Consider the following 13,664-nt stretch of genomic DNA (forward strand, 5'->3'; position numbering starts at 1 on the left):
CGCCCGGCGCAGGCACGCGAAGGTGTTGTCCCGGAACGAGTCCGGGTGGACGCGGCGGTGATCGGCCGCGTCACTGATACATGAGTGCCTTATCCCAGGACTCGTCCGGTCCGAACAGATAGCGGGCCTTGAGGATGTCGCGCTGCGTGGTCAATGCCTCGGCGGGCACCAGGCTGCCGACCGGCAGGGCCGTAATGGCATGCCGGACGCCGAGTGTCCGATCGATCGCCGCGGCCAACTCCACCGCGGCACGGTCGCGCACACCATCGGGCGCTTCGAATTCCACTCGCAGCACATCGGTTTCGGCCCGCGCGCGCCAGAAGCCGACCTCGTACGCCAGCGGCAGTTGGAAAATCATTTCCTCCAGATCGTTCTGCCGCACCGTCACCCCGCCGACCGGATATCCGAACGCCGTGCGGCCGAAAACCCGAACCGTCGGCAGCCGCCACCCGCAGGCGCAGGCTTCATGGCGTACCTCGACATCGTCGGCGAGGTTGTAACGCAGCAACGGCATGGCAGCGCGGTACAGTGGCGTCACCACCAGCTGCCCGCATCCGGTATCGGACAGTGTGCCGGTCTCGGGCGAATACACCTCGAAGATGGCCCGATCGGCCCACAGGTGCAGCCTGCCCTCCGGACATTCGCCCGCGATGGTGCCGGTTTCGGTGGAGCCGTACTCCTCGACGATGTGCACCCCGCCCCAGATCTCGCTCAGCCGCCGCTTGCGGGCCGCGGTCATCGGTTCGGCGGCGACGAACATCGCACGCAGGGCCGGAAAGTCGCGCTCGGGTCGCAGCCCCGCCGCCCGGGCGGCCGCCGCGATCATCATGGCTTCGGTCGGATTGCACCAGGTCAGCGAGACATCCAGGCGGTGCATGAGCCGGACGATGCGGGCCAGTGGCAGTGCGAGTGAGCGGGCATCGCCGGGTACCACCGTCGCACCGCGCAACCGCCCCGCAGCCTGCGCCAGATGTCCGGTGATCACCAGCGCATAGGGCGTGCGCACCAGGAAGGTGTCCGCCGGTGTGATGCCGACCCACTTGCGGGCATACCGCTCCGCGAGATCGGCCCAGTCGTCATCGGTGTAGTACGAGGCCGTCGGCTCGCCGGAGGTGCCGCTGGATTCGTGATAGGTCGCCAATTCCGCGCGGGGCACCGCGAGCATTCCGAACGGATACGCATTGCGCAGATCCTGTTTGGACGTGAGGGGTAGACCGGCGAAATCATCGACCACCCGCGGAGTTCCGTCGCGCTCGAATCGGGCGGCATAGAACGGCGACCGCGCGGCCCGCTCGAATATTCTCGGCAGCTGTGCCCGCTGTAATTGCGCGAGTTCGTCGGGCGTGGTCCAATCGCCGATTTCCGGACGGTTGCGAACCGCTATATCGCCCTTGGGAATTACGGTCATCGATCCTCCTCGGATGCTACGACCTAGGACAACACCCGCGCGACGCCCACGCCAGCCGGGCAGCTACTCAATTGCTACTCAATTGAGCAAAATGCGCTTCGGACTCCCAGAAATTGAGTAGCAACTACTCACGATTTCCCCGCATCGGCATGGTTGCATCCCAGGTGTAGCACGGCGACACGAGAAAGTTGGGCCGCATGCAAACCGAGGATATCTATCTGGCCGGCGTGGGTAGTTACCTGCCCGAGTCGATTTCCACCGAATCCGCCGTCGCCGCGGGCTGGTACGACGAGGCCGAGCGCGTCGCATCCGGTATGCGCTCGTGCGTGGTGAGCCCGGACACCCCGGCGCCGGATCTGGCGATCAGCGCGGCCCGCATCGCCTTGGCCGAATGCGGCCACGATTCGGACGATATCGGTGCGCTACTGCACAGCTACACCCACCACCAGGGCCCCGACGGCTGGTCCGCCGTGCATTACATCCTCAACAACACCGTGGATCGCCCGATCCCGGCGGTCGAGATCAAACAGGGTTGCCTCGGCATGCTGGCGGGGCTGGAGGCCGCCGCCAACCGGCTCATCGCCAACCCGAGCCATGACGCGGTGCTGCTCACCACCGGTGACAACTTCTCCACTCCGCTGGTGGATCGCTGGCGCGGTTCGAAGCTGTTCCTGTTCGCCGACGCGGGCGCGGCGGCCGTGGTGTCGCGGCGCGAGGGATTCGCGAAAGTGCGTGCGGTCGGCTCGCTTTCGGATTCGTCGATGGAAATCCTGCACCGCGCCGGTGAGGCGCTGTTCCCGCCCGGTATTACCCGCGGTCGCGGGCTGAACTTCGACGAGCGCGCGGCCAAGGTCCGCGAACAGTGGGCCGCGGGCCAGGCCCCGCCGATCCGCAACTTCGGTCTGGCGGTGGCCGCGATCGCCGAGCGCACCATGGAGGAAGCGGGCGTCTCGTTCGACAAGATCAGCAAGGTCTGCCACATCGGATTCGGCCGCGGTTCACTCGAGGCCATGTTCCTGCAGCCGCTCGGCGTCGAAAAGGCGCAGGAGGTATGGGATTTCACCAACACCATCGGTCATACCGGCGCTGCCGATATGTTCCTCGGTCTCGAACACGTGTGGCGGACCGGACAGGTTCGCCCCGGCGACCACGTGCTGATGATCGGTGCGAGCACCGGCATGGAAGCGGGTGCCGCAGTGGTCGAGATCCTCGCGCCCGCGCCGGCGAAGTAGAGGCGTCGATGCTGGAGGGATTCACACCCTGGCCACAGGAATTCGCCGAACGCTATCGGGCCCAAGGGTTCTGGAGCGGCGAAACGCTGGGGAGCGTATTGCGCCGGGCGGCCGACCGCTATGGCGACCGGACCGCGCTGGTCCACGATGACCGTCGGATCGGCTACCGTGATCTCGATGCCTGGGCCGATCGACTGGCCGCACTGTTTCAGCGGCACGGCGTGCGCCCGGAGGATCGGGTACTGGTGCAGTTGCCGAATGTGCCCGAATTCGTCGCGATTACGTTCGCGCTCTTGCGTATCGGCGCGAAACCCGTGTTCTGCCTGGTCGCGCATCGCGAGACCGAGGTCGGCCACTTGGTGCGCCTCAGCGGCGCAACCCATTACGTGCTGCCCGACACCCACCGCGAGTTCAGCCATCGCGACATGGCCGAGCGCATCCGCGCGGCGCACGACCAGTTGCGCACCCTGTTCCTGGTCGGCGGTCGCGCCGATGGCTTCGTCTCGATCGAGGACGCGGATCAGGAGCCCTATCAGGCGCAGTTGCCGGATACCGATCCGACCGATGTCGCGTTCTTCCTGCTGTCCGGCGGCACTACGGCACTGCCGAAGCTGATCCCGCGCACCCATGACGACTACGTCTATCAATCGCTGCGCGCCGCCGAGGTGTGCGAATTGAACGACCGCGACGTCTATCTCGCCGCGCTGCCGATCGAATTCAACTTCGCCTGGGGCTGTCCGGGCGTGATCGGCACCTTCCATACCGGCGGCACCGTCGTGCTGGCCGACACCCCGAATCCGATGGACTGCTTCCCGCTGATCGAGCGGGAGCGGGTGACGGTCACCGCCCTGGTGCCCTCGCTGGTCGCGGTCTGGCTGGAGGTCGCCGAATGGGCCTCCTGGAATCTGAGCAGCCTGCGGCTGCTGCAGGTCGGTGGCGCACGGATGACCCGCGAATTCACCGCGAGCATCGGACCCACACTGGGTTGCGAGCTGCAGCAGGTATTCGGCATGGCCGAAGGCCTGCTGTGCTTCAGCCGCCCGGACGATCCCGCCGAGTCGGTGCTGACCACACAGGGCAAGCCCATCTCCGACGCCGACGAGATCGTGATCGCCGACACCGACGGCACCGCACTGGCGCCGGGGGAGGTGGGGGAGCTGCTCACCCGCGGCCCCTACACGCTGCGTGGCTATTACGCTGCGCCGGAACATAATCGAGTCGCCTTCACCGCCGACGGCTTCTATCGGACCGGCGACCTGGCCCGGCTCACCCCTGATGGCGATCTGGTCATCGAGGGCCGAATCAAGGACATGATCATTCGCGGCGGCGACAAGGTCAATGCGGGCGAGGTCGAAGAACACCTGCTCGGCTGCGCCGGGGTGCGCTCGGTCGCCGTGGTCGGCGTGCCTGATCCCTTCCTCGGCGAGCGCACCTGCGCATTCGTCGTGCCCACGGCCGCGGCGCCGAATCCGGCCGAACTGAAGCAGGCCATGCACGCCCGCGGGGTCGCGGCCTACAAGATTCCGGATGACATCGAGATCGTTGTCGAACTTCCCCTGACCCCACTGGGCAAGGTCGACAAGAAAGCCCTGGTCCGCACTCGCGCGGCCGCATCGACAACAGGAGTGCCGTCGTGACCGTCGTATCCGTCCCCACCGAGGCCCAGCTGCGTGCCGAACTCACGCCCGTACTCGGCCTCGTCGATGCCGCCGAACTCGATCCCGACGCCAATCTCGTTGTCCTGGGCCTGAGTTCGCTCGAATTGATGCGCATGGTCGGTCGCTGGAACAAGGCCGGGGTGCCCGCGGTATTCGAAGAACTGGTCGCCACCCCCACGCTGACCGCCTGGCTGCGGCATTTCGCGGCCATCGTCGCGCAGGGGGCGAAGAACGCATGAGCGCCCTGCTGATCGAGAACGGCGTCGTCTACACCGCCGACGACGCCGAAACGGTGCTCCCACGCGGCTCGATTCTCGTCGTGGACGACAAGATCGCGGCGATCGGAGACCCCGAGACCGTCGCCGCGGCGGTGGCCGCACTCGCCGAGCCGGTGCGGTCCGAACTGCGCACCATCAATGCCGCGCGAATGATGGTGCTGCCCGGCCTGATCAACGCGCACTGGCACGATATGTTCGCCATGGGCTTCCCGCTGCGCGGCGCACTGCGTCCCGCCAGCGACCGCGCCGATGAGGTCGCCATGTTCGGTGGTGGCGGCGATATGCACAAGATCTCCGGTATGTTCGACTCGTTCGACGGTCTCATCTCCGGTCTGACCCCCGACGAGGGCCAGGCGATCGCCGAATATTCGATGTGGACCCAATTGCGTGGTGGTGTCACCACGCTCGGCGACGCGGGTTCGCTCAACCGCCCGGCCGCACTCGTCGCCGCCGCGCGCACACTCGGCATCCGGTTCAGCGCCACCACCTGGGCATCCGATGCCATCTGCCCGCCCGCCGCCGACTCCTTCCTCCGCACCAGGGATGCCGACGCCGTACTCTCCCAGCTCGAGGAGCTGCTGAAGAGCTGCGCCCAGGACGAATCCGGCCGCATCCGCTGTCGTCCGTCGATCGCGTATGTCACCAATATGACCGATGAACTCGGTCGCGGTTTCGCCGAACTCGTCGAGCGCCACGACGCGGGTTTCGTCACCCACGTCGGAGCGGTGCGCAACGAACCGGTACTGATGCGAAAGTACTACGGCGCCACCGGCGTTCGCCGTCTGCACGACCTCGGCCTGGTCACCGACCGGCTGATGGCCGCGCACTGCGCGTTCATCGACGACGAGGAGCAGGAGCTGCTACGCGCGGCCGGTGCGCACATCAGCCATTCGCCCGGAAAGTACGGCCCCTCCGGCGAATCCACGCTGACCGAGACCGGTGTGGTGTCGCGCCTGCGTCGCGCGGGTGTGCCGGTATCGCTGTCCACCGACGGGGCCTCGCTCCCGAACGCCGGAATGGCCGAGGCGATGCGCGCGGCCTGGCAGATGTACAACGAGATGGTCGCCGACCAGACCGATGTGCTGCCCACCGACACGCTGGCGATGTCCACCCGTATCGCCGCCGAGGGCCTGCGCTGGGCCGGGGAGATCGGCAGTCTCGAGGTCGGCAAACAGGCCGATCTGGTGCTCATCCGCACCGACGACTGGCGCTATCTGCTCAATCCCCGTCCGCTGGAAAGCTTTCTGTGGCTGGGTGGATCCCACGATGTCGATACGGTGGTCGTCGGCGGGCAGGTCCTGCTGTCCGGCGGAGGCAGCGTGGGCGTCGACGTCGATGAGTTGCGGGAGCGGTATCTGACCGCGCTCGGCTCGTTCACCACCCGCTGCCTCGGGGTGCCCGCCGAGGTGGTCGGGGGCATATTGGCCGGAGCGCGGCGATGAATGTCGCACTGGTGACCGGTGCGGCGGGCGGTATCGGCAGCGAAATCGCCCGTGCCCTGGTGGAATCCGAGAAAGCCGTGGCCCTGGTCGATCGCGGGATCCCGGCGCTGTGGGATTTGGCGGAGAAGCTCGACGCGGCGGGTGGCCGGGTACTCGCCGTTGCCGCCGATGTCGCCGTGCCCGACGAAGTGGCCGCGGCGGTGGCCCGTACCGAAGCCGTGCTCGGTCCGGTCGACGCGCTGGTGAACGCCGCGGGCATTCTGCAACACGGCCGGATCGAGGAAATGGCCGAACTGGATTGGGCGACCACCCTCGCCGTGAACGCGGGTGGCGTATTCCATGTCTGCCAGGCCGTGGCGCGACGCATGCAGTCGCGTCGGCGCGGCGCGATCGTCACCGTATCCTCGAATGCCGCGACCACACCGCGAATCGGCATGTCGGCGTACGCGGCCTCCAAGGCCGCGGCCAGCATGCTGACCCGCTGCCTGGGCCTCGAGCTGGCGGAGTACGGAATTCGCTGCAACGTGGTGGCTCCGGGCTCCACCGCCACCCCGATGCTGACCGCGCTGTTCGACGGCTCGGATGCCGAGCGCGCCACCATCGCGGGTGTGCCGCAAGACTTTCGGATCGGCATCCCGCTCGGGCGGATCGCGCGCCCGAGCGATATCGCCGATGCCGTCCTGTTCCTGTTGTCCGACGAGGCCCGCCACATCACCATGCAGCAGCTCACCGTCGACGGTGGCGCCACGCTCGGTGCTTGAACAAGGAGACAGCTGTGGCCATCGCACCGATAGCCCCCTACCCGATGCCCGGCGCGGCGGAACTGCCGGATAACACCGTGCGGTGGCGGATCGAGCCGCGGCGCTGCGTACTGCTCGTGCACGATATGCAGCACTATTTCCTGGCGCCGTATGCGACGGGCCGGGAACCGCTGACCGCGCTGCTGCGCAATGTCACCGCACTGCGCGATCTGTGTGCCCGCCTGTCGGTTCCGGTCGTCTACACCGCCCAACCCGGCAGCATGACCGACGAGCAGCGCGGGCTGCTCAAGGACTTCTGGGGCCCCGGCATGAGCGCGGCCCCCGAACACCGCGGCATCCCGGACGATTTGCGCCCGGAGCCCGCCGATCCGGTCCTCACCAAATGGCGGGCCAGTGCCTTCCACCGCACCGAATTGCTGGATCTGATGCGGCGTACCAGCCGCGATCAGCTGCTGATCTGTGGGGTATACGGACACGTCGGCGTGCTGCTCACCGCCTGTGACGCCTTCGCCAACGATCAGCAGGCCTTCGTCATCGCCGACGCGATCGCCGACTTCACACCCGAATTCCACCGAATGACACTGGATTACGTCGCGAGCCGCTGTGGCCGGGTGGTGGCATCCGCGCAGGTGCTCGCCGAGCTGTCCGCGGCGGCCGAGGTGGCGGCACGGTGAGCCCCGACGAATTCGCTCCGCTGCTCGCCGAATGCCTGTCGGGAACAACGCCGTTCGCGCTGTTGCACCGGCCGGAATCCGGGGCGGGGGAGCGGATCGAACTACTGCTCGGCACGGTGTCGGAACTGGCCACCACGGCCGAATTGCCTACGCTGGCACCGGCCGTGGACGCACACGCCCTGCTCGCCATCGTGCCGTACCGGGCCATCGGCGAACGCGGCTTCGCGCATCACGACGACGGTGCGCCGGTGCTGTGCCTCGATGTCGACCGGCAGACCCGACTGCCGGTCGACCGGCTGCGCGCCGCCGTTGCCGACTGGCCGATCGAGGTGGGCCCGGGCGAGTTCGATATCGACGACACCGCCTATGCCGAGTTGGTCCGTCGCGTCCTCGCCGAGGAGATCGGCCACGGCGCGGGTGCCAACTTCGTCTTGCGCCGCACCTGGCAATGCGAGGTCACCAACTGGAGTGTGCGCACCGCCGTGGCGTACTTCGTCCGGCTGCTCGCGGGGGAAACCGGCGCCTACTGGACGTTCCTGGTGCACACCGGCGGTCGCACCTTCATCGGCGCGAGCCCGGAGCGACAGGTCAGTCTGGCCGATGGCACGGCCGCCATGACCCCGATCAGCGGTACCTACCGCTATCCCACCGAGGGCCCCACGGTCGCCGGGGTGCTGGATTTCCTGGCCGACGGCAAGGAGACCAATGAGCTCTATATGGTGCTCGACGAAGAGCTGAAGATGATGTGCCGCATCTGTCCCGAACCATATGTGCACGGTCCGCGGCTCAAGGAGATGGCCCGGCTCGCACATACCGAATATCGGATAGCCGGGGACTGCGACCGCGACTATCGCGAGGTGCTGCGCGAAACGCTGCTCGCGCCCACCGTCACCGGCAGCCCGCTGGAAAATGCCTGCCGGGTGATCACCCGATTCGAGCCGACCGGCCGCGGCTACTACGCGGGTGTGCTCGCCCTGGCCGGACGGGACGAACGCGGCCGCCCGCGAATGGATTCGGCGATCATGATCCGCACCGCCGAGGTGGATCGCGTGGGCCGATTGCGTATCGGGGTCGGGGCGACCCTGGTGCGTGACTCGGATCCGGCCGCCGAATCGCGTGAGACCCGCGCCAAGGCCGCCGGTCTGCTCGACGCGCTGCACAACCGCGCCCGCATCGGAACCAACCGTGATCTCGATGCGGATCCCGCTGTGCAACAGGCGCTTTCGGATCGTAATGGGCCGTTGGCAACGCTCTGGTTGCGACCGACGGCTATCGCGCGACCGCATGCCGGTCGCCGGGTACTGATCGTGGACGCCGAGGATACCTTCACCGCGATGGGCGCCCGGCTGCTGCGCGCACTCGGCCTCGATGTCACCGTGCACCCATGTGGCGCACCGTTCGAACCGCGCCACTATGACCTGGTGGTCATGGGCCCCGGTCCGGGTGATCCCCGTGACCTGTCCGATCCCAAGATCGCCCGGCTGCACACGCTCACGCGCGCACTGCTCGACGGCCCGGTGCCGTTCTTCTCGGTCTGCCTGAGCCATCAGGTACTCAGCACCCAGCTCGGCCTGGACGTGGTCCGCTGCCCGGTCCCGAATCAGGGCGTGCGGCGCCGCGTCGAGCTGTTCGGCGCGCCGGAATCGGTGTACTTCTACAACACCTTCCAGGCTCGTCATGACGATGCGGTCTACTGGAGCCAGCGTCGCTCGGGTCCGATCGAGGTCTGCCGTGATCCGCACACCGGAGCAGTGCACGCATTGCGCGGCAACGGATTCGCCTCGGTACAGTTCCATCCGGCCTCGGTGATGACGACCAATGGCTCGGCCATCGTCGATCGCCTGATCACACCGCTGCTGCTCGGCGAATCCGTCGGCAGCGCCGCGGCCGACTACTCAATGAGCTGACTACTCATTGACCAGTATGTGATTGATTACTAACGTTGGGAATGTGAGTTCACCGGCGAAAGTGCGGATGTCCTCGGAGGAGCGGCGTGAGCAGCTCGTCACCGAGGCCATTGCCGAATTCGCGATCGGTGGCTATATGGGGACGGCGACGGAAGCGATCGCCCGCCGGATGGGCGTCTCGCAGCCATACCTGTTCCGGTTGTACAAAACCAAGAAGGCGATCTTCCTCGCAGCCGCCGAACGCGCATTCGACATTGTCGAGCAGACCTTTCGGGACAATGCGGTCGGCGACACCGAGGAAGAGCGCCTGGCGGCGATCGGGGACGCCTATATCGCGCTGCTCGCCGACCGCCAACTGCTGACCTTCCAATTGCACGTCTACGCCGCGGCCAGTCTGGACGAGGAGATCCGCGACCTGAGCCGGGTGCGCTTCCAGCGACTGTTCGATCTGGTGCACGAGCTGACCGGGGCGGACCCGGACGCGCAGTCCAAATTCATGGCCGACGGAATGCTGCTCAATGTGGCCAGCGCACTCGATCTGAACCTGCCCGACTAACCCTCGCAGCCGAATAACCCGCGGATCCTTGGCCTTTGCCGTGTCTCGGGAATTAAGTGATCACTAACTAACTCAGGGAAGAAACTGATGACACACCCCGACAAGAATCGGATCGTGTGGACCTTCGTGGTCTGTGGCTTCGCGGTCTTCATGGTGTCGCTGGACAACCTGGTGGTGTTCAACGCGCTGCCCACCATCCGTGCCGAACTGCACACCGGCCTCGACGGCCTGCAGTGGACGGTCAACTCCTACACCCTGACCGAGGCGGTGCTGCTGCTGGCGGGCGCCTCGCTCGGTGACCGCTTCGGACGTAAGCGGGTCTTCGCGCTCGGACTGGCGCTGTTCACCGCCGCCTCGGCGGCATGCGCGCTGGCACCGTCGATCGAATTCCTCATCGGCGCCAGGGCGATCCAGGGCATCGGTGCGGCGATTCTCATCCCGCTCACCCTGACGCTGCTCGCCGATGCCGTGCCGCCCGCGAAACGCGGTGCGGCCATTGGCATGTGGAGTGCGATGAGCGGTTTGGCGGTCGGGCTCGGACCGGTGGTCGGCGGCGCGATCACCGACGTCGCCTCCTGGCAGTGGATCTTCTGGTTGAACGTGCCGATCGGGGTGGTGCTGCTGCCCATCGCGGTGTGGATGGTGCGCGAAAGTTACGGCGCGCACGGCTCTTTGGATGTGGTCGGCAATGTGCTGGTGGCCGCCGGACTGTTCGGTGTGGTATTCGGTGTGATCCGGGGCAACGACCACGGCTGGACGAGCGCGGGCGTACTCGGCCCGATCGTCGCGGGTGCGCTGGTGCTCGCGGCATTCGTGGTGTGGATTCTGCGCGCGTCGGCACCGATGGTTCCGTCCGTGCTGTTCGCCGGTCGCGGTTTCACCCTGACCATCCTGACCGGATTCGCCATGGCCGTCGGCATGTTCGGCGCGATCTTCCTGCTGGCCCAGTTCCTGCAGACGGTGCAGCATTATTCGGCGCTGAAGGCGGGCGTGTACACCCTGGCCTGGACCGCGATGCCGACCTTCACCGCACCGATCGCGGGCATTCTGATCGACCGGATCGGCGGTAAGCCGGTGTTGGTCGCCGGGTTGGTGCTGCAGACCATCGGACTCGGCTGGCTGGCCGCCATCACCGATCCGGAGGTGTCGTATGCCGCGCTGGTCCCCGCCTTCGTGATCAGCGGTGCCGGAATGGGTCTGTTCTTCCCGCCCATCGCCCGGCTGGCGCTGGAATACGTCGCGCCGGAGTACGAGGGTGTCGCCTCCGGTGTGTCCAATACCGTGCGCAATCTCGGCACTGTGATCGGAATCGCCGCGCTCGGTGCGGTTTTCACGGCCAAGGGCAGCTATGCGACCGGACAGACCTTCACCGACGGTTTCGCTCCTGCGGTGTGGGCGGGCTGCGCGATTCTCGGTGCGGCCACGCTGTTCGCCATCGCGCTGCCCGGGCGGACCGCCACCGCGGCGTCCGATCCGGCCGACGTGGTCGTCGAGCCCGAAGCGGCACCGGTCCGAGGCTGACCGCTGCGGCACCGAATCTTGATGGAAGGTAATCATGTTCGAGAAATTGGGAGTGTTCGTCTACACCTGGCGCAAAGCGGTGCTCGGATTGACACTGCTGTTCGCGGTGGTGGCGGGGGCGTACGGCGTCGGAGTATTCGGCGATATGGTGCCCAACGGTTTCGAGGCGCGTGACGCCGAGAGCAGGCAGGCCGCGGAACTGGCCGAAAAGGCATTTCCGCAGCGCGCGCCTGATGCGGTCATCGTGTACCGCTCCACCGACAAGACCGTCGACGACTCCGCCTTCCGCACCGCCGTGCAGAACCGGATCGCGGCGCTGCCCAAGGAAGTGGTCAGCGGATCGGTCGACTTCTGGACCACCGGCACGCCGGATCTGGCCAGCCGGGACCGGCATGCCACTTATGTGGGGCTGAACCTGGCGGGTTCGGATGACAATGCCAAACAGGACAGCTATCTGAAGATCAAGGACAAGCTCGGCGTCGATGGGCTGCGGACCATCCGCGGCGGCAACACTCCGGCCGGATACGAGGCCGGTGAGCAGGTCGGCAGCGATCTCGGCATGGCCGAGGGACTTTCGTTCCCGGTGCTGTTCATCCTGCTGGTGATCGTCTTCGGCGGACTGGTCGCGGCCAGCCTGCCGCTGGTCGTCGGCGGCCTGTCGATCCTCGGCTCGATGGCGGTGCTGCGGTTGCTGGCCCAGTTCACCGATATCTCGGTATTCGCCATGAGCCTGGTCACCATCCTCGGTTTGGCCGTGGCCATCGACTACGGCCTGTTCATCGTCAGCCGCTACCGCGAGGAAACCGAACGCGGCCGGGAGGGCGCGGACGCCATCGTGCACACCCTGGCCACCGCGGGACGCACCGTCGCGGTATCCGGTATCACGGTGGCGGTGGCGCTGGCCTCGATGAGCTTCTTCCCCTTCGTATTCCTGAAGTCCATGTCCTACGGCGGTATCGCCGCGGTGCTGCTGTCCATGGTTTTCTCACTGATCGCGCTGCCCGCGGCGCTGGGCGTGCTCGGCCATCGGGTCAACGCGCTGTCGCTGTGGAAGCAGCGTTCGGCCGTCCCGGGTGACGGCGGCTTCTGGTACCGGCTCGCGCACGGCGTCATGCGGCGTCCGATCGCGGTGACCGCGGTCGCCATCGCACTGTTGCTGGTGCTGGCCGCGCCGCTGCTGAAGATCGATTTCGGCGCCAACGACGCCCGTCAGCTGCCCGAAACCGCCCAGGGGCGACAGGTTTTCGAGATGCTGGCGCATGATTTCGACGGTGACGGTGCGAAGACCATCGACGCCGTGTTGAAGCTGTCCGGTCCCGCGGACGCGCAGCAGAGTGAGCTCGCCGCCTATGCGACGCGACTCGACGGTGTTGCCGGTGTTCGGAACGCCCAGATCACCGGTGCGGAGGGCACGATGGCCCGGGTGTCGGTGTCGTATGACGGTGCCGCGGTATCGAAGTCGAGCCGAGAACTGCTCGACCGCTTGCGGGCCCAGCCGAAACCGCCGGGCGCGACGGCGTACTTCGGCGGTGAGACCGCGGCGTACGACGATACGCTGCGCAAGCTCGGCGCGGTGCTGCCGTGGATGCTGCTGTACATCGCGGTGTCCACCTACGTGCTGCTGTTCCTCGCCTTCGGCTCGGTATTGTTGCCGCTCAAGGCGATTGTGATGAATCTGCTGTCGCTGTCGGCGACCTTCGGCATCCTGGTCTGGATATTCCAGGAGGGACATCTGTCCGGCCTGCTCGGCTTCGATCCGACCGGCAACATCGAACCGAATATGCCGATCATGTTGTTCGCCTTGATCTTCGGCCTGTCCATGGACTACGAGGTGTTCCTGCTCTCGCGGGTGCGCGAACAGTACGACCGGCTCGGCGACCCCACCGCGGCGGTCGCTACCGGCGTGCAGCGTACCGGCAGGTTGATCACCAGTGCGGCACTGCTGATGTGTGTTCCGCTGGCGGCCATGGCCTTCAGTCAGGTACTCACCATGAAGCTCTTCGGCGTCGGCATGGTGGCGGCGATCGTTCTCGACGCGACAATCGTGCGGATCCTGCTGGTTCCGGCGATCATGCGCCTGCTCGGCCGGGCCGGATGGTGGGCTCCGGGTCCGCTGCGAAAGCTCTACGCCCGGTTCGGCATTCAGGAATCCGATGGCGAACCCGCACCGGCCGAAGCGAAGCCGTCCACCGAGTCGGACGTGCCGGCGCTGACCTGACCCGCGCAT

General features: G+C 66.8%; 11 protein-coding genes. 10 read left to right on the forward strand and 1 reads right to left on the reverse strand.

The window, feature by feature from the left end:
* Positions 1-70 precede the first annotated feature (70 nt).
* A complete protein-coding gene (locus tag ACQP2D_RS18330; protein ID WP_433684894.1) occupies positions 71-1,408 on the reverse strand; it encodes a phenylacetate--CoA ligase family protein in 1,338 nt (445 codons plus the stop codon).
* A gap of 197 nt (positions 1,409-1,605) precedes the next feature.
* Here ACQP2D_RS18330 and ACQP2D_RS18335 point away from each other — a divergent pair, with 197 nt between their 5' ends.
* From ACQP2D_RS18335 to ACQP2D_RS18380, 10 genes are all read left to right on the forward strand, one after another.
* Positions 1,606-2,640, forward strand: a complete 1,035-nt coding sequence (locus tag ACQP2D_RS18335; RefSeq protein ID WP_433684895.1) for a ketoacyl-ACP synthase III family protein — start codon at positions 1,606-1,608, stop codon at positions 2,638-2,640.
* A gap of 8 nt (positions 2,641-2,648) precedes the next feature.
* Positions 2,649-4,277, forward strand: a complete 1,629-nt coding sequence (locus ACQP2D_RS18340; protein WP_433684896.1) for a (2,3-dihydroxybenzoyl)adenylate synthase — start codon at positions 2,649-2,651, stop codon at positions 4,275-4,277.
* Positions 4,274-4,537 carry a phosphopantetheine-binding protein gene (locus tag ACQP2D_RS18345; RefSeq protein WP_433684897.1) on the forward strand — a complete coding sequence of 88 codons (264 nt, stop codon included), beginning with the start codon at positions 4,274-4,276 and terminating at the stop codon, positions 4,535-4,537. Before ACQP2D_RS18340 ends, ACQP2D_RS18345 begins: the two co-directional genes overlap by 4 nt.
* Positions 4,534-6,018 carry an amidohydrolase family protein gene (locus ACQP2D_RS18350; RefSeq protein WP_433684898.1) on the forward strand — a complete coding sequence of 495 codons (1,485 nt, stop codon included), beginning with the start codon at positions 4,534-4,536 and terminating at the stop codon, positions 6,016-6,018. Before ACQP2D_RS18345 ends, ACQP2D_RS18350 begins: the two co-directional genes overlap by 4 nt.
* On the forward strand, positions 6,015-6,779 hold the full coding sequence (locus ACQP2D_RS18355; RefSeq protein ID WP_433684899.1) for a 2,3-dihydro-2,3-dihydroxybenzoate dehydrogenase: 765 nt from the start codon (positions 6,015-6,017) through the stop codon (positions 6,777-6,779). The genes ACQP2D_RS18350 and ACQP2D_RS18355 overlap by 4 nt, the downstream gene beginning before the upstream one ends.
* Positions 6,780-6,823: 44 nt before the next feature.
* Positions 6,824-7,453 carry an isochorismatase family protein gene (locus ACQP2D_RS18360; protein WP_433685691.1) on the forward strand — a complete coding sequence of 210 codons (630 nt, stop codon included), beginning with the start codon at positions 6,824-6,826 and terminating at the stop codon, positions 7,451-7,453.
* Complete coding sequence (locus ACQP2D_RS18365; RefSeq protein WP_433684900.1) at positions 7,450-9,360, forward strand: anthranilate synthase family protein; 1,911 nt, start codon at positions 7,450-7,452, stop codon at positions 9,358-9,360. Before ACQP2D_RS18360 ends, ACQP2D_RS18365 begins: the two co-directional genes overlap by 4 nt.
* A gap of 43 nt (positions 9,361-9,403) precedes the next feature.
* Positions 9,404-9,916, forward strand: coding sequence for a TetR/AcrR family transcriptional regulator (locus ACQP2D_RS18370; protein ID WP_433684901.1), 513 nt, complete (start codon positions 9,404-9,406; stop codon positions 9,914-9,916).
* Positions 9,917-10,003: 87 nt separating this feature from the next.
* The gene (locus ACQP2D_RS18375; protein WP_433684902.1) at positions 10,004-11,437 is read left to right on the forward strand and encodes a DHA2 family efflux MFS transporter permease subunit; all 1,434 of its coding nucleotides are present in this window, start codon (positions 10,004-10,006) and stop codon (positions 11,435-11,437) included.
* Positions 11,438-11,471: 34 nt separating this feature from the next.
* On the forward strand, positions 11,472-13,655 hold the full coding sequence (locus ACQP2D_RS18380; protein WP_433684903.1) for an MMPL family transporter: 2,184 nt from the start codon (positions 11,472-11,474) through the stop codon (positions 13,653-13,655).
* Positions 13,656-13,664: the final 9 nt, after the last annotated feature.

This window comes from Nocardia sp. CA-119907 (assembly GCF_050955995.1).
GTDB lineage: Bacteria > Actinomycetota > Actinomycetes > Mycobacteriales > Mycobacteriaceae > Nocardia.